12 protein-coding genes and 1 tRNA gene are annotated in these 17692 nt (G+C 50.2%); 5 read left to right on the top strand and 8 right to left on the bottom strand.

What is annotated here, in order from left to right; all coding sequences use genetic code 11:
• Positions 1–302: 302 nt before the first annotated feature.
• A tRNA-Leu gene (locus tag CIK94_RS04885) sits at positions 303–384 on the bottom strand.
• Positions 385–534: 150 nt separating this feature from the next.
• Here CIK94_RS04885 and CIK94_RS04880 point away from each other — a divergent pair.
• Entirely contained in the window at positions 535–1623 is a 1089-nt protein-coding gene (locus CIK94_RS04880; RefSeq protein ID WP_094387795.1) for a mannose-1-phosphate guanylyltransferase, read from the top strand.
• An 18-nt stretch (positions 1624–1641) separates the two neighbouring features.
• Positions 1642–2085: a hypothetical protein gene (locus CIK94_RS04875; RefSeq protein WP_144008296.1), complete on the top strand. Its 444-nt coding sequence runs from the start codon at positions 1642–1644 to the stop codon at positions 2083–2085.
• A gap of 105 nt (positions 2086–2190) precedes the next feature.
• Here the strand turns inward: CIK94_RS04875 and CIK94_RS04870 are convergent, their stop codons facing one another.
• The 7 genes from CIK94_RS04870 to CIK94_RS04840 all read right to left on the bottom strand — a co-directional run bounded on the left by CIK94_RS04870 (position 2191) and on the right by CIK94_RS04840 (position 14157).
• The gene (locus CIK94_RS04870) at positions 2191–2592 is read right to left on the bottom strand and encodes an HIT family protein (protein WP_022309579.1); all 402 of its coding nucleotides are present in this window, start codon (positions 2590–2592) and stop codon (positions 2191–2193) included.
• Positions 2593–2644: 52 nt separating this feature from the next.
• Entirely contained in the window at positions 2645–3112 is a 468-nt protein-coding gene (greA, locus tag CIK94_RS04865) for a transcription elongation factor GreA (protein ID WP_094385331.1), read from the bottom strand.
• A gap of 1104 nt (positions 3113–4216) precedes the next feature.
• A complete protein-coding gene (locus CIK94_RS04860; protein ID WP_094385329.1) occupies positions 4217–6343 on the bottom strand; it encodes a glycoside hydrolase family 97 protein in 2127 nt (708 codons plus the stop codon).
• Positions 6344–6357: 14 nt separating this feature from the next.
• Positions 6358–8139: a glycoside hydrolase family 66 protein gene (locus CIK94_RS04855; RefSeq protein ID WP_094385327.1), complete on the bottom strand. Its 1782-nt coding sequence runs from the start codon at positions 8137–8139 to the stop codon at positions 6358–6360.
• Positions 8140–8159: 20 nt separating this feature from the next.
• Positions 8160–9665, bottom strand: a complete 1506-nt coding sequence (locus CIK94_RS04850) for a SusF/SusE family outer membrane protein (protein WP_094421614.1) — start codon at positions 9663–9665, stop codon at positions 8160–8162.
• 39 nt (positions 9666–9704) lie between these two features.
• Entirely contained in the window at positions 9705–11198 is a 1494-nt protein-coding gene (locus CIK94_RS04845; protein WP_094421612.1) for a RagB/SusD family nutrient uptake outer membrane protein, read from the bottom strand.
• A 13-nt stretch (positions 11199–11211) separates the two neighbouring features.
• Positions 11212–14157: a SusC/RagA family TonB-linked outer membrane protein gene (locus CIK94_RS04840; RefSeq protein WP_371591642.1), complete on the bottom strand. Its 2946-nt coding sequence runs from the start codon at positions 14155–14157 to the stop codon at positions 11212–11214.
• Positions 14158–14529: 372 nt separating this feature from the next.
• On the opposite strand from CIK94_RS04840, the gene CIK94_RS04835 reads away from it, so the two are divergent.
• The 3 genes from CIK94_RS04835 (at position 14530) to CIK94_RS04825 (ending at position 17479) form a co-directional block, all read left to right on the top strand.
• The gene (locus tag CIK94_RS04835) at positions 14530–16167 is read left to right on the top strand and encodes a DUF6377 domain-containing protein (protein ID WP_094385319.1); all 1638 of its coding nucleotides are present in this window, start codon (positions 14530–14532) and stop codon (positions 16165–16167) included.
• Positions 16168–16509: 342 nt separating this feature from the next.
• The gene (locus CIK94_RS04830; RefSeq protein WP_144008295.1) at positions 16510–16953 is read left to right on the top strand and encodes a hypothetical protein; all 444 of its coding nucleotides are present in this window, start codon (positions 16510–16512) and stop codon (positions 16951–16953) included.
• 82 nt (positions 16954–17035) lie between these two features.
• Complete coding sequence (locus CIK94_RS04825) at positions 17036–17479, top strand: hypothetical protein (protein ID WP_144008294.1); 444 nt, start codon at positions 17036–17038, stop codon at positions 17477–17479.
• The last annotated feature ends 213 nt before the right edge of the window (positions 17480–17692 follow it).

The raw sequence follows: 17692 nt of genomic DNA, 5'->3' as shown, positions 1-17692 counted from the left end.
TTGTAACTTCTCTTTCTGCAAATCGCCTAAAATAAGGCTAAAATAGACAGATAATAAAGGGTAAAACAGCTATTTTTCCGTCATCAACTTTCAATTTGATAGTGGGTTTTAGTTTTTCAGTGCCCTCCCAAGGGGCGGGAGCTGCTTCCTGCTGTGTTTGAGGCGTTTAGACAAGACTCCTTCCCCTTGGGAAAGGTTGGGATGGGGCTTCTATTGGTGCGCTTTGCCCTTGCGGCGGGTTGGTGAATGGGACACAAAAAAGCAGCCAAGCGTTATAGTAATAACACTTGGCTGCTTCCTTGTACCCAGAGCCGGGGTCGAACCGGCACGGATTGCTCCACTGGTGTTTGAGACCAGCGCGTCTACCGATTCCGCCATCTGGGCAACTCTATCCAATAATTCGGATGCAAAGGTAAGACATTTTTCCGAATTAACAAACTTTTTTTTCAGAAAAACGCAAAAATGCTTGCGCCATTCGGGGATAATGGTTATCTTAGCCGCCGATTAGAAACCTCATCTTACAGACATATATATATGACTAACATAAACAACAATTACTGTGTAATCATAGCAGGAGGCAAGGGACGACGCCTCTGGCCCTGCAGTCGTGAAGCACGGCCCAAACAATTCATAGACTTCTTCGGCTGCGGGCGCACGCTGCTGCAGCAGACCTTTGACCGCATGCGGCGGATGCTGCCTCTGGACCACATATACATCAACACCAATATGGCCTACCTCGACCTGGTGCACGAGCAGTTGCCCGAGGTGGACGACGACCATATCCTGGCCGAACCCATACACCGCAACACGGCACCCAGCGTGGCGTGGGCGTGCCACCGCATCAACCATACCAACGAGGATGCCTGTCTGCTGGCCATCCCCTCCGACCAGATGGTGCTGGACGAGCAGCAGTTCTTCGCCAACGTGGGCGAGGGCTTCGACTTCGTAAGCTCCAACGACTGTCTGCTCACGATGGGCGTCAAGCCCACGCGCCCTGAGCCCGGCTACGGCTATATCCAGAAGGGCGAAGTGGCCCGCAACGAAGTCTACTGCGTGCAGTCGTTCACAGAGAAGCCCGACCGCGAATTTGCCCGCATGTTTATGGAGAGTGGCGAGTTCTACTGGAACACGGGTATGTTTCTCGCCAACACGCGCTTCCTCTACCACACGTTCAGCACCTTCCTCCCCAGCGTGCTGCGCAACCTCGACGAGAGCAACCCGCAATGGACGCTGGACGAGGAGAACCGCTTCATACAGGACAACTTCCCCTCCTACCCCAACATGTCGATAGAGCGCGGCGTTCTGGAGAAGTCGGGGAGCGTGTATGTGATGGAGTGCCGGTTTGGATGGGCAGACATAGGCACATGGCACAATGTGTATGAAGCTATGAGGCGCGCCGACGGCGACAACGTGGTGATAGACTCGGAGGCGATGACCGAAGACGCCCACAACAACATCATCAAGCTGCCCAAGGGCAAGCTGGCAGTCATCAACGGGCTCGACGGTTTTATCGTGGCAGAGGAAGGCAACGTGCTGCTCATCTGCAAGAAGGAAGACTCGTCTGACCTGATACGCAAGTATGTAAACGACGTGCAGATGAAGCGTGGCGACGAATACGTGTAAACCCTTAATAACATAGGTATGAAAGCAAGAAAGTTTTGGCTTGCAGCCATGGCAGCCATGGCATGCTGGAGCGCACAGGCGCAAGCGGTGAAACCCGTCAAGATGGTGATAGGCCCCGACGGTATGGCCTGTGAGTACATCGGCGAGACCGCCGACAAGTACCACGCGATGTGCCAGGACGACGGATGGGTGGACAAGAAGGAAAGCCGCATCGAGTACTGGTCGCCCGAGAAAGGCAAGGGATGGGTATGCTGTCGCAAGGCCGACGGCAAGGTGAACATCTACAAGTCGGCAGACGCCAAGTCGGCGGTGGTAGGCCAGCTCACCAGCACCAAGGGCTACATTCCCGAGTCGGCAGCCTGTCTGGGCCTCGAGAAGGGATGGTACAAGGTAAACAAAGACGGCGTGGTGGGCTATGTCAAAGCCCGCACAGCCTGGTGGAGAGCCAAGTCGCTGGACTAAAGGTCATCCACTACAACACAAGAGCCGCCGGCAGGCCGCTTCTCCATGACCGGGGAAGCGCGCCTGTCGGCGGCTCTCTATGTATGAGGGTGTCGGGGGCGACGCTCAGAGCTTCTGGAACTCGGCGTAGATGCTGTCGGCTATGCGCTGCATCTCTTCAGGCTCGAGAGAGAGGTGCTCCTTGCGGAAATCCACGTCAGCCTCTGAATTGATGGGCATGAGATGGATGTGGGCATGAGGCACCTCGAGACCCAGCACCACCTGAGCCACCTTGCGGCAGGGGAACGCGGCGCGGATGGCCTGTGCCACCTTCTTGGCAAACACCTGGAAAGCGGCCAGTTCGGCGTCGTCCATATCAAAGATGTAATCGACCTCCTTGCGGGGTATCACCAGCGTGTGACCCTTGGTGAGAGGACTGATGTCGAGGAATGCATAGAAGTCGGCACTCTCGGCACACTTGTAGCTCGGTATCTCACCGGCTGCAATCTTAGTGAAAATGGTAGCCATAATCGTATTGTTGGTTTGGGTTGATGTATAGAGCGTGGTTGCGAGCCCGCTATCAGTCGATCGAGATGCGATCGATGCGCAGATGGATGACGCCGTTGGGAATCTTGATGTCGGCGACCTCGCCCACCTTCTTGCCGAGGAGTCCCTGGGCGATGGGGGTGTGGATGGAAATCTTGCCCTCGCGCAGATTGGCCTCACTCTCGCTCACGATGGTATAGGTCATCTTAGCCTGGTTGGCCACGTTGGTCATTTCGACCTTGCACATAATCTGTACAGTGTCGGTGCTGAGACGCGACATATCTACTATCTTGGCCTCGGCGATGGTTAGTTTCATTTTGTTGATTTTGCTCTCCAGGTGAGCCTGTGCCTCCTTGGCAGCATCGTACTCTGAGTTTTCACTTAAGTCACCCTTGTCACGGGCTTCAGCGATTGCGGCTGATGCCTTGGGGCGCTCAATCGATTCGAGCCTGCGGAGCTCGGCTACGAGTTTGTCGTAGCCCTCTTGCGACATGTAAGCCATAATTTTTGAATTAATTTGTTCTACATTGGACAGACAACAATAAAATAAGGAATTCCAACAGCTTTGCAGGTTGTCGAAATTCCAACTTTTATTATCCTCTTCTTTTCTAATACTTTTGCAAAGGTAATGAATAAAGAAGACAATACCAAATCAATCATCAATTATTTTTACTTTCTCGTGGTTTTCGCCGTCGGCAGAGGCGCCGTCTGGGCTCACGGAGGTTCACTTAACCGTTGAGGGTCAAGCAGATGTTTGATATATGTCAAGAAAAGATACTTTCGGAGACAATTCTGGCCGAAACATTTGGCTGATTCGCGCAATCTGAATACCTTTGCATCGTGTTTTTCATAGTATTAGATTTAAGGTTAACAAGGTTTTGGACTCAGCGGAGTCCATTTTTTTTGCCCTTAACCCAAGTACGCCGGCCGTAGCGCCCCTTGACGACAAGGGATGACGCCACGCGGGAGAGCCCGCGCCATCCAAGGCCCACCCAGAGAAACCATCCGCTCATCCGCTCACACCATCGACCTCACCCATACACCACAGACGCCCATACGCAGCAGCCCGACCCGACCGCCGTGTGCCATCACTCTACCCCACCGACCAACCCGAAAACCACCGAGCCCCAAGACATCCTAACGGCAAACCACGAAACGGAAAAATCGAACCACGAAACGATTACGGCAAGCCACGAAATGATTAAGGCAAACCACGAAACAGAAATAAGCCACATCGCCACGTAGGTTATCGAAGCGTAGATAGGCGAGTGGATGCCGAAAAATCAAGCCAAACTCATCAAAAAAGTGCGGAAAAAACACAAAAACGACGAAAAACACCCAAAAAATGTAATACGTAACTTTGTACCACCAAAATTTCGTAAAGTTAGATATTGCTGTCGTTCTGAGCAGCTGCGGTGAGCGTAAGGGCTGAGAGTGCAGAGGCAAGAACAAGCTGCTTGCAGGAAGAATTGTTTCGGTTCATTATCAATATAGATTTGTTGTTTGAATAATTATTGAGTGATTGTCTTTATAAAACAGTAACAGGAGGGTATGACAATAATGCCACACCCTCCTAAAAAATACCATTACAAAAATCAAAACGTTTTTATTTCGCCATCAGACTTACGGCAAATCCTCCGCCGCGCGCCTGCTTCAGCTTCAGCACATCGCCCTTCTTTACCGTACGATGGGTGATGACGTAGGCTGAAGGATTCTTCTCATAATCAGCATCGGGTGCATCCTGATAGATGGCGCAGTCGTACTTGCGTCCTTTGTCAAGGAAATCGAGGCGCACTACCGACTGATGGCCTTCGGCATCGCACTTTCCGCCCACAAACCAATTGTCTGTTCCTTTAGCCTTGCGGGCTACTGTGATATACTTGGCAGGCTCGGCTTCCAGATAGCGAGAGTCGTCCCAGTCGCAAGCTACGTCGCGAATGAACTGGAAAGCATCGTCATACTTCTCGTAATTCTCAGGCAGATCGGCTGCCATCTGCAACGGAGAGTACATAGTTAGATAGAGTGCCAACTGTCCGCAGAGCGTTGTGTTGACATTGGATTTATTGTTGCACCACTCGCTCAGCTTCGTTACGAATATGCCGGGAGTATAGTCCATCGGACCACCCTGCAATCTGGTGAACGGCAGAATGACCGTATGGTAAGGCTCACTGCCTCCGAATGCCTCATACTCTGTGCCTCGTGCCGACTCGTTGCCTACGAGATTAGGCCATGTACGGCACAATCCAGTAGGACGTGTAGCCTCATGCGCGTTGACCATTATGTGATGCTTGGCCGCCTCCTTGATGCAGTAGAGATAGTGGTTGTTGGTCGACTGCGAATAATGGTAGTCGCCTCGTGGAATGATGTCGCCCACATAGCCGCTCTTCACGGCATCATATCCATACTTGTTCATAAGCGTATAGGCTGCCTCCAGATGACGCTCGTAGTTCTGTGTGGATCCGCTCGTCTCGTGGTGCATCATCAGTTTCACGCCCTTGGAGTGGGCATAGTCGTTGAGATACTTTATGTCGAAGTCGGGATAAGGTGTCTGGAAGTCGAACACATAGTCCTTGTAATGACCGAACCAGTCTTCCCATCCGATGTTCCAACCCTCTACCAGCACCTCCTGAAGTCCGTTCTTGGCAGCGAAATCAATATAACGCTTCACATTCTCGGTATTGGCAGGATGCTGTCCGTGCGGCCGGCACTTTGAATAGTCAAGGCTTTCAAGATGCACCGAAGGCAGATCGAAGGTGTAGCTCCACTGCTTGCCTCCGGCTATCATCTCCCACCACACTCCGCAATACTTAGTAGGATGAATCCACGACGTATCCTCTATCTTGCACGGCTCGTTGAGATTGAGTATGAGGTTGGACGCAAGCATGTCGCGGGCATCGTCGCTTACAATCACCGTACGCCACGGTGTGTTGAACGGAGTCTGTACATATCCCTTCATACCCGTAGCGTCTGGCGTGAGCCACGACTCGAACACCATGTTCTTGTCGTCGAGATTGAGGTGCATTGTGGGGAAGTTGACACAGGCGGCTTCATGCAGATTGATGTAGAGACCGTCGTCGGTCTTGAGCTGCAGTGATGTCTGTACACCCGTAGGCGAGAACGATGTCTGCGAAGCATTGGAAGTTATGGCTGCCTTCATTTTCGAACGTATCTCGCTCATCTTCGATATTACGGTTTCATACTCCTGCGTGTCGTAGTCGCCCGGAATCCAATAGGCTGTATGGTCGCCCGCCATTGCAAACTGGGTGTGTTCTTCCTTCACTACGATATAGTTGAGCTTGGGCTGTTGCGGAAACTCATAGCGCAGTCCCATACCGTCGTCGTAGACACGGAAACGAATGCAGATATCACGTTGCATTGAAGCCTGATTGAGCGTTACTGCAAGTTCGTTGTAATGGTTGCGTATAGTTGCGGTCTCGCCCCATACCGGTCGCCATGTCTCATCGAACGTGGCAGTCTGCGTGTTCTTCACCGTGAACCCGTCCATGAGGTTCTGTTCGTTCATCTCGTTGGATGCATGCTTGTCCTTGGCAAGTTCCAATCCGAGATGCGACGGACGTATCACTTCCTTCTTCTTGTATGTCATCTCATACGTGGGACGTCCGTCCTGCAGATAGAACTTCACCGAAACGTTGCCGTCTGGCGATGTCACAGTCTGCGCACCTGCCCCCAATGTGAGGGCAAGTGCAAGTGCTGAAAACAACAGTTTCTTCATGTGTACTGGCTTATTTATTCTACAACAATCATTGTCCAATACTTAAGCTGCGGAACGGTAAATACAACGAAGTCGCCATCCTGACGATATTGCAGTTCCTGCGGAGCGCCTCCGAGTTGGTCGGGCGATGCCACCCACAGCTTCTTTACGTTCTTTGCACGCATACGCAATGTTAGGTTGTCGATGGCTTCGGGCTCGGGCATCGTTCCGTCCTTGTCGCGCCAGCTCAAGCTGTTAGCCTGACGGAAGTTGAGCAGACTCACCACTTGCTTGCCGTCTACGCTCTTGCTGTATGCCGTTACGTTGCCAAGTACGGGCGGCCATGCATTGATCGTTACCACAGACTTGGCTGCTGCAATATCGCATTGTGTCTCTGTTCCACCGTTGCGAAGCAAGTTCTGATAGGCTGTAAGGAAATCGTAGTACGCCACTATCTGCTTCTTCAGTCCGGCGCTCATCTTCACATCGGCATAAGGGAAGTATTCTGAACTCAGCATATGTCCTGCTCCGAGTTCGAGATGTGATGCTCCGAGGGCGAACATTACGGCATCGGTGAGCAGCACTCCGGGTGTATTGAACTCCGGCTTATTGTGTCCGTAGTCCATATATGCGGCATACACCTGACCTAACGTATTGCCGGAATACAGGCGATTGGCCTTCAATATGTCATGGAGATCACTGAACTTGTCTTCACCATCCCACAATTCGGAGTACATAAAGTCAACGCATCCTGTTGACACAATCTTGTCTGAGCCATAATTACTGACGGCATTCATCACCAGACGTTTGTCGGGCTGACGCTCTTTCATAGCTCGTATGAACGATGCATAGCCGTTAGGCAGATTCACCTGCGATCCATAATAGTCGTAATCGGTGCCACGTGAGCCAAGCTGGTCGATATGGAATCCGTCAAAATCGAGTGCTTCATACACATCGTCGTTGCGGTCGGCAAGGTAATTCTGCCAGTCTTTGTTCGACGGATCGACAAGATATATGTCGCTCTTCCAGTCGGACGGCAACTGATGGCGGTCGCATTTGGAGTGATTCTGGTCGGTATATATATACCAATGGTCGTCCACTCCATCAGCCTTTGCATCGTCAAATGCACCGAAACAGAGATTGTAGAACATAGCCTTCATGCCCAACGAATGTGCCTGGGCAATGTAGTCCTTCACCACCGAAGTGTAGTTGTCGCGGTTGGCAATGTCCTTGTAGCTCTCGAGCAGATTGCCTGGTGTGCCGCCGAGCGGCCAATGCTGCTTGTATTGCCAATCGTAGAACTGCAATCCATTAATGTGGCAGCGGTTGAGAAAAGACAATTCGGAAGCAATAACATCTGAAGTGCGGTCGCTACCGTATGAAGCTATGAAGCCATAGCGTGGGAATCGCGCCCAATCGCTCGACACATCTACGCCAATAGTGGCGTAGATGGTCTGCTGATTGTTGCCGTCAACTGTGTATATGTCGGCCATATAGCCTGTATAATCAGCTTGCGGAGCTGTCCATGTCCACGAAGTTGAACCTAAGTTTTCGTCGGCTATCACCTCAGAACCATGACGGTAGCGTATGCGAGCCGATGCAGGCAGAGTACCGTCAGTCACGTTGAAGCGTACTGTCTCGCCCGGTTTGTATGCCGCCTTGTCTGTAGTGACAGTGAGCGAGAGATCGGCTGTGGTCTTCACCACGGTCTGTATAATGTCCGTAGGAACGGTAGCGGGGTCGTTGTAGCTATTGTTGTCATCGCTGCATGAGCCTATCAATAACGGCAACGCCATTAGCAATACATTCATTTTCATTTTATGCTTTTGTTAGATTGTTATTTTTTTGAGATTATTACGGTCTCGTTGAGCTGGTCGAGCGTTATGGTGTATGTGCCCGACGATGTTATCTTCCACTTGTAGTCGAGGTCGCTAACGTTCACAGTCAGATACTGCGATTTAAGTGTTTCGTCACTCTTGTTGATGAAGAGAGCCTGCTCGGCAGTGCCCTTTGGTTCGGCATCGGGAGCTGAAGGCATAAACCACGCTCCGTACCAGTCGCTCTGCTTGTCGCAAGAGAACTTGAGTTCGCCTGCGTTGAGCTGACCTGTCCATGTGAATACATAAGGACTCGCTGTAGAAGTCATCGGTGTGGCATGGCCAAGATCCCATCCGTTGGGTGTAGCATCACCTACAAGGTATATCATTTCGTATGGAGTGAACTCGCTCATCATCATACGTTCCTTGCCCGAACGAATGTCAACGCATATCTTATAAGCCTTGCCGGTCTCGCTGTCCTGCAGATTCCACTTGTTGTCGGGGTCGAAACCAGATACGAATTCCATGCTCTTGTCTGTGTAAGGAGCGTTTGCCTGTGTGGCTTTATACATGTTCTCCCATGAGTTCATGGATGTTCCGAACTTAAACTCGCCGCCAACTCCCTGCTCAAAGTAGCGTCCCATGCGGAAGAGGAAGGGATCAAGAGTATCCTGTGTCATCGGTTCAAAGCCCCATCCGGTTGGATTGCCGACAAAGAAGAGCTGGTCGAAGGCAGGGCGTATGCCTTCTGTCTTCTCTATGCTTACTGTTCCGGCAAGCAAATCCACGGTCACCTTATAGTCGTGTGCTTCGTCGATGGTCCATTTCTCGTCGGGTTGGTCGTCGCTTGTGCGGAGCACTGGACCACCGTTGTCGCCGCGTCCGTATGAAGGCAGAAACTGTCCGAGAGTGGTTATGAACTTTATCTCGCCGCTATTGAGCATGCCTTCCCAAGTGAAGAGGCCGTTGGTGGTGCGTGTCATCTCCGATGCATTGTCGGCGCTCCATCCGTTTGGAGCTGCGCTACCTATAATATACAATGTGGATGTGACGGGTTCGTATGGTGTAGCGGTGAACTGCGTGGTGGCAGTCTGTGTCTCTTCCACGCCGCTGACTATGGCAGTGACGCGTGCTTCGATGTCAATGGGTGTGCCAACGGTGCCTCCCATCTTGTCGAGAATGATGTTGTTAAGATTCTCCACGTTGGCGCTCCACGTGTAAGTCTGCGTCTGTTCGTCCACAGCCACGTAAGGCTGGGCGAAGTCGGTGCCAGCCTTAGCCAACTCCAGACGATAGCTGATGCGGTTGCCGGTACCGTAATTGTTGCCAGTGGTCCAGTTCAGGGTGACGGCGTCACTTGCATGGCTGGTCTCTTCCAGAGCAGACAGGGCTTGGTCAGCCGTGATTGTCAGCTGGTCGCGTCCTTTGTCCAGTTCGGTGTAGTCCTGGTCTGAGCAAGCGGAGAGTGCGAAGCCGATGAAAAGAAGAGCCAACAGACTATGAATGCAATTTATATATCGTTTCATATTGATTCTTTTTTTATTGTTTATAATGTTTCTTGACCTTTAATATCCAGGGTTCTGTGTCATCAGCTTGTTGGCGTCTCTCTCCGTCTGCGGGATGGGGAAGAGCAGGCGTTCCTTTGTGACGCGCGACTTTCCGATGGACTTGAGGAACTTCACGGCATAGTCGCCATGCTGCAAGCGTATCATGTCAAACCAGCGATGGCCCTCAAACGCCAGTTCAATACGACGTTCGTGTATAATCTTTTCGCGCATAGCTTCCTGCGACAATCCTCTCACTCCAGGCAGTCCGGCACGATGACGGACGATGTTAAGAGGCTCGGCTGCCTCAGCAGTCTTGCCCTGCTCGTTAAGAGCCTCAGCCTTCATAAGCAGCACATCGGCATAGCGATACACCACAAAGTTGGCAGGATTGGTGTTATATTCTGGTGATACGCTCTTTGAAACGAGAAACTTGCGCACGTTATATCCGGTAGTTGAGTAGCTGCTCTTGTATGTCATGCCGTCAAAATCGGGACATCCATCATACAATACGGTAAGGTCTTTGCGCTTGTCGCCTTCCTCATACTGCGACATGAACTCTTCTGTAGGCAGGTTCCATCCGTAAGATCCTGCCACAAAGTTGGAGTTTCGTGGTCCCATGAATGTCGACAGCCAGCTCGACTGCGGATTGTTTCCCCAAAAATCGTATTCGGTATTGCCAGAGAACTGCACTTCGAAGATTGACTCAGGACCATTGTTGATGGTAGCGTCAAAGTTTGATTCGTACGTGCATTGGCTTAGATCGTAGCCAAGAGCTGTCACATCGTCGCACAGGCTCACAACCTTCTGATAGTATTCATTGTTGTCGGGAGCGAGTGTGAGGTATATATCGGCGAGCATTGTATAGGCTGCGTCCTTCGTAGCACGTCCAAGATTGTCGTTATCAAGCTGGCTTTTGGCAGGAAGCAGATCGGCTGCGCGATTGGTATCGTCAATTATCTGTTTGTAAACCTCGTCAACTGAAGCACGTGCTATGTCCGTGCTCTCGCCTGGATTGAACGGCTTCAGACGCAGAGGTACCCCACCATACAAGCGTACAAGTATATAATAATAATGTGCACGGAGGAAGTAAGCCTCACCGAGCGAACGTCCCAAAATGGTGCCCTTTTCCGGATTCTTGTCTTCGAGAGCATTGATGAGGATGTTGCACTGTCCGATACCGACCCAAGGCGAGCGCCACATGTACAGCGCCATACCATTATCGCTCTGCGTGGTGAAGTTGGAAGCCTGAACGGTCTCAATGCCGTCGGTACCTCCACCAGCGCCTACTATGCTGTTACCAGCAACGATGTCGAGTGTCCACAGACGTTGATTGTACATATTCGACGACTGGAGTGTACGATAGCAGGCATTTGCCATCGACACCGCCACGTCCTCGTCGACCGTCGTTTCGGGGTCGACTGTGTTCTTAGGCTCACGGTCGAGGAAGTCGCTGCATGAACACATCGAGCCTACAAGCGCTATGTTGAGAGCCAGAATAAATATCTTTTTCATAATGATTCAGTTGTTAGAAGTTTAGGTTTAATCCGATGTTGAACGTGCGCGAGATGGGATAGCTTGAGAGGTCGATTCCGTTGACACCCACTTCGGGGTCGAAACCTGAGTATCCGGTTATCGTTGCCACGTTCTCGCAAGAGAATGTGATGCGTGCAGAATTGAGTGTCAGGGCACGAAGCCACTGCTGCGGCACATTGTAAGAGAGCGAAATGCTCTTCAGACGCAAGTATGCACCGTTCTCAACGAAGCGGTCGCTGATGCGGTTGTTTTGGTTGGGATCGCCATAAACGGCACGTGGCATCGTGGTGCTTGTGCCCTCGCCATGCCAGCGTGACAGCACGTCGGTGAGCTGGTTGTAGGCTGCCGACATGCCCGTAAGGTCTATCTTGTTGGCATTGAATATCTTGTTGCCAGCCACGCCCTGCAAGTATACCGACAGTTCCAGACCCTTCCATGCGAGCGTATTGCTCATCGAGAAGATGTGGGTGGGGTTAGGATTGCCTATCACGGTGCGGTCGTTGTCGTTGATAACACCGTCGGGGGTGAGGTCCTTGAAGCGTATGTCGCCAGGCTCGGCACCTGTCTGAATGGCGTGTTCTTTTACTTCCTGCTCGTTCTGGAATATTCCGTCGGTGACATAACCGTAGAACACGTTGATGGGCAGATTGTTGGCGAGCATCGTTACGTACGAGTTGTTCACCTGATTGATATAGTAAGGCACGTCGCTGTTGAGACTCTTTATCTTGTTGCGGTTGTATGTATAGACGATACCTGTCTCCCACTGCAGCGGACCCTGAATGTTGACGGTATTGAGCGAAACCTCAAAACCCGTGTTGCGAACCTTTCCGGCATTGGTGTAAGTGGTGCTTGTGTCCTCAAATCCCGAAGTGATTGGGATGGAAGCCTTTACGAGCATGTCGGTCGTATTCTTTATATAATAGTCGAATGTGAGGCGGGCACGCTGATTGAAGAGTGCTGCATCGAAGCCAATGTTGGTCTGTACCACCTGCTCCCAATGAATGTTAGGATTGGCAAGCGTTGCCGAAATGAGTGCCGACTGTTCTGTTCCTGTCTTGCCGAACGGATATACGCTGGTGTTGTATGAAGCCAGATAGCTGTAGTTGCCCACACTGGCCTGACTGCCCGTAACGCCGTATCCGGCACGTATCTTGAGGTCGTTGAGAATGTTGTTCTTCGGGAACCACTCTTCTTCAGAAGCGCGCCATGCCAGCGATACAGACGGGAATGTTCCCCAACGGTTGTTGCGGCCGAAGCGCGACGAGCCGTCACGGCGTACTGTAGCGGTAAGAAGATAGCGGTCGGCATACTCATAATTGAGTCGTGCCATATACGACATAAGCGCCCATTCGGTCTCGTTGCCGCCGATGGCATGCATCTTCTCGCCGTTGTCCATCTCGTGTACGCCATCATAAGCGAACACGTTCTTCTGTGCGTTGAGATAGTCGAAGTTGTTCCACTGTGCCGATGTACCAGCCATCAGTCCTACGTGATGCTTCTTGGCGAACGTATGGTCGAAGATGAAATAGTTGTCCCAAAGATATGTGAACGACTTGTTGTCGCTCTTGTAGCGGCTGCTCTCCTCAACGGGCGAGGGTTTCCAGTTGTGCTTGGGGGTATAGCTGTCGTTATACCAGAACTTGGCGTCAATGCCGAACGTGCTCTTCAGCTTGAGCCACTTAGCCAAAGTCACCTCTGCCGAGATATTGCCAAGGAGGTTATAGCCCTTAGTGCTGCTGCGGTCGGTTGTGGTTGGGCCGATCGGGTTGCGTACGCTGCCATACCAAAGCGAATTGCCCTCAGGTCCGGTCCACTCGCCGCTGGCGTCCTTAACGGCAAAGACGGGCAGTGCTCTGTATGTATTGCCCATGTCATAACTGCCCTGCTGCTTGCGGTCGGCCGAAATGGTTATGTTGGATGTCATCTTCAACCAAGGCTGCACCTGGGCATCAGAGTTCTGCTGGAAGGTGAATCGGCGGTACTTGACGCTTCTTACAATACCCGACTGATCGAGCATACCTCCCGACACATAATAGTGTGCCTTGTCGCTGCCACCCGAATAACTCAACGTGTAGTTCTGCATATATCCGGTACGGAACAACTCGTCTACCCAATCGGTTCCTTTGCCAAGAGCCGACGGATCTGCCCATTCGGGATTGGCGGTGTTGCCCGAATTGTTCATCATGTCGTTGCTCAGCGCTGCATACTGGCTTGCATTGAGCAGGTCGGGAGTACGTGTGGCATTCTGCACGGCAAGATTGGCAGAGAGCGAGAGGCGTCCCTTGCCTTCCTTTCCCTTCTTGGTGGTTATCATTATGACACCGTTGGCACCGCGGCTACCGTATATTGCCGTTGCCGAAGCGTCCTTCAGCACGTCCAGACGCTCTACGTCTGCCATGTTGATGGCATTGATGCCGAGGTCGGTTGGCACTCCGTCTATTACTACAAGAGGGTCGCAGTTGTTGATAGAACCCATACCGCGCACCTTAATAGTAACGTTGTCGCCCGGCTTGCCGGCATCTACAACCTGCAATCCTGCTATCTTACCCTGAATGGCCTGTCCGATGTTGGCTACCGGCGAGTTCTCTATGTCCTTGGCAGCAAGCGAACCGACAGCTCCGGTGAGGTCTTTCTTCTTCATAACGCCATAACCTACAACGACAATTTCGTTGAGTTTGTGGACATCTTCGGTCAATACGATTTCAAGCGACGACTTGCCACCTACGGCAACACGCTGGTTGTTGTAGCCGATGTACGAAATTTCGAGTACTGCATTGTCGGGAACTGAAATCGAGAATTCTCCGTCAAGGTTGGTTACTGTGGCGTTTTTAGTGCCTTTTTGTCCAACGGAGGCTCCAATGATAGTCTCACCATTGGCATCCTTCACTACACCATGTATTGTCTTATTGTTCTGTGCGTATGCGCCTATGGGCAACATTGCAAGAAACGAACAAGCAACAATCTGGCTGATCCATTTTCGATTGGTTTTGTTCATACTATTGGTTTTTAGTTGTTGTGTCGTTATGACGGTTGCAAATGTAGAATTTATTTTCATAAGTTGTTCATTAAAGTACCCAATATGTACACGTCTATGACTAAATAAAATATTAACAATATGATAATCAGATATTTACAAAAGCGCATTCACACTGCCAAGTACATCGTCCGCAAAGCAATAATATTATCAAAGCAAGGGGGAATCAATGAAAAAATATGAATAGGAATGAAAAAAAGGCAATCATCTAATATGTTATTTCTGCAAAATTTGTAAATTTGCAGAAGCCTATAGAAACCACTAACAATTCACTCTATGCAACGTTACATAGCCATTATCATACTCTTTATTGCCACCGCCACCTCCTCAATGGCAGACACCAACGGCGAGCTTATACAGCGTATTGACAGCATTATAGACAACATAACGCAGATATACGGCAAGAAGCAGGCACGCATCGACTTCTACAAGTCGATGGCACACAAAAGCCAAAAGCCCGAAACGCTGCTTTCGGCTTACGACAAGCTGTACGATGAGTACTTCGTTTTTCAATTTGACTCTGCCATGGTGTATGCCGACAAGGCTATAACGCTTGCCGACCGCATCGGTGACAAATTCCATCACGACAAATGCCGCATTAAGAAAGCGTCGCTGCTGGGCATAGGCGGACTCTATGGCGAAGCCGTTGCGCTGCTTGACGAGATTGATTCGACTCACCTCGACAACGAACTACGGTTCGACTATACCATAGCCTACTACTTCATCTACACCTATTGGGCTGACTACTGTCACGACTATTACTATTCGCCACGCTATCACGAGCGTGCCAACAATTACCTTAAGCAGGCTGTAACGATGCTCCGCCCTACCGACTCTTACTACAATTTCTTCTGGGGTGAGTATTTTATATATGTGGAACGCAACGACAAGCGCGCCCTGGAGCACTACTTCAAGACTCTGAGTACAGCCCCCGTAGAGTCGCGATGGTATGCCATGGCATCGTATGCCATTGCCAACAACTACAGCGCCAACAACAATAACAACAAGTATGAGGAGTACATGCTGCGTGCATGCATTAGCGACCTGCTCAACTGTACGCGCGAAAACCTCGCCATGCAAGACCTTGCAATGTATCTGTTCAAGAAGGGCGACGACAACATTCTGCTTGCCGAGCGCTACATCAATTTTGCTATGGACGACGCCAAGAACTACAACAACCGACTGCGTATCATTGAAATATCGCAGAAACTGCCCGTCATCGTGTCGACCTATCGCGAAAAGCTGTCATCGCAGAACAACATCATGCGCTTCGCATTGTTCGGAGTGTCTATCCTATTCGCGTTCGTTGTAGTGCTGCTATACTTCTACAGCCGACAAAACCGACTGCTGGCACGCCACCGACACGAGCTATCCGAGAGCAACAACCTACTGTCGTCGCTCAACGACAAACTTAATACTCTCAACTCACGATTGCTCGACACAAACAGCCGACGCGAACGTCTGGCTAAACTCTACATCGACCTTTGCGCCAAATACATCGACCGTCTGAGCAAGTTTGAGACTCTTGTGAAGCGCAAAATTAAGGTAGGCCAGGTCAACGACTTGCTCAATACGGCTTCGTCGTCGCGCCTTTCGGAAGAGGATGCGGCTACGTTCATGAACAGTTTCGACACGGCTTTCCTCGACCTATACCCCTCGTTTGTCGACGAATTCAACGCTCTGCTGCGGACCGACGAGCAGATTGTGCCTCCACACAAGGGACGGCTTACCACCGAACTGCGCATTTACGCTTTGATAAGGTTGGGCGTCAAGGAGAGTTCGGAGATTGCGGCATTGCTATTCTATACTCCTCGCACCATCTACAACTATCGCTCTACAATAAAAAGCCGTGCCATTAACCGCGAAACTTTCGAGTGCGACGTCGAGCAGCTGTGCCGTGTAATACACTCCTGACAGCAATGTACGACACATGCAAATATTGTACTGACGGTAAGAAATTGTTACAAACGAAAAACTGATTCTATAGATTTCACGGGCGGTTTTTTATAGTCCACGAAAGCGCTTCAGCCACCTCAAAACATAAAAAAGGGCGGAAAAAACACAAAAACGACGAAAAACACCCAAAAAACAGCACTTTTATCCCCTAAAAAGGGTATATGGAAAATTTGGAGCGTGTCAAAATTCGTTATAAATTTGCAAGCGTCAATAACATCATCTGCGCAAATACGTAAAGTAGCTAACAATTACAAGGATAGATAATCAAAAACAATGAAAAGACTCTAAACAACAACAGCTATGAAAAGATTAAGTATCATTTTGGCCGCATTACTATGCGTGGTGCTGGCCGCCATGAAAGTTTCGGCAGGAACTGGTGATGCAAACGAGATTGAGAAGGTGCGCGAATTCTATCGGCAGTATGCTGTAGCTTTCAGTATCAGTGACAACAAGACCAGTTTTGCCAAATGCGACTCTGTAATGAGCATCTATTGCTCTGCCGAAATGTGCAAGGATACCAAGAAGGACCGCATATCAGGCATAGCCTATGATTTTGCGACCGACGATATCGGCATTGACTCGCTGGCTCTGCAGACCCTGAATGTCAAGTACGACAATGGTGCTTACACCGTCACCTATAAGTATAACGACATGAACGACAAAAGACAAAAATTCATTCGTAATGCCAAGCTGAAAGTCGGTATGAAAGATGGAAAAATCAACACTGTCAAAGCAATAGAATAACCATGGAGACGATTTGACTTAGATAGCAGTAATAGCTATCAGAGTATCAAAAAGTGGTATAATTGAAAAAACAACAACAGCTATGAAAAGATTAAGTATCATTTTGGCCGCATTACTATGCGTGGTGCTGGCCGCCGTGAAAGTTTCGGCAGGAACTGGTGATGCAAACGAGATTGAGAAGGTGCGCGAATTCTATCGGCAGTATGCTGTAGCTTTCAGCATCAGTGACAACAAGACCAGTTTTGCCAAATGCGACTCTGTAATGAACATCTATTGCTCTGCCGAAATGTGCAAGGATACCAAGAAGGACCGCACATCAGGCATAGCCTATGATTTTGCGACCGACAATATCGGCATCGACTCGCTGGCTCTGCAGACCCTGAATGTCAAGTACGACAATGGTGCTTACATCGTTACCTACAAGTACAACGACATGAATGACAAAAGACAAAAGTTCATTCGCGATGTCAAGTTGAAGGTCGGTATGAAAGACGGTAAAATCGACACGGTCAAAGCAATGGAATAATTATGAAGATGATGCGGCATGGCTGTCCGGTAAATTCCGGATGACCATGCCGCCAACTATTGGCACAACAGCCTACCCTAAAACTATTTAGGGATGCTCGTAAATCAGTCAAAAACAACCTAACGATCTAATTGTCAGTGTTATAAGAATTTTGTATCTTTGCATAAAATAATAAAAAATCCCCCAAACTGCTTTGACCGGCCTGTTTTGGGG

Origin of the sequence: Prevotella sp. P4-51 (assembly GCF_002251455.1) — a bacterium.
GTDB lineage: Bacteria > Bacteroidota > Bacteroidia > Bacteroidales > Bacteroidaceae > Prevotella.
The sequence above is the reverse complement of the archived record's forward strand: the minus strand, read 5'-3'. Positions and strand labels throughout refer to the sequence as shown.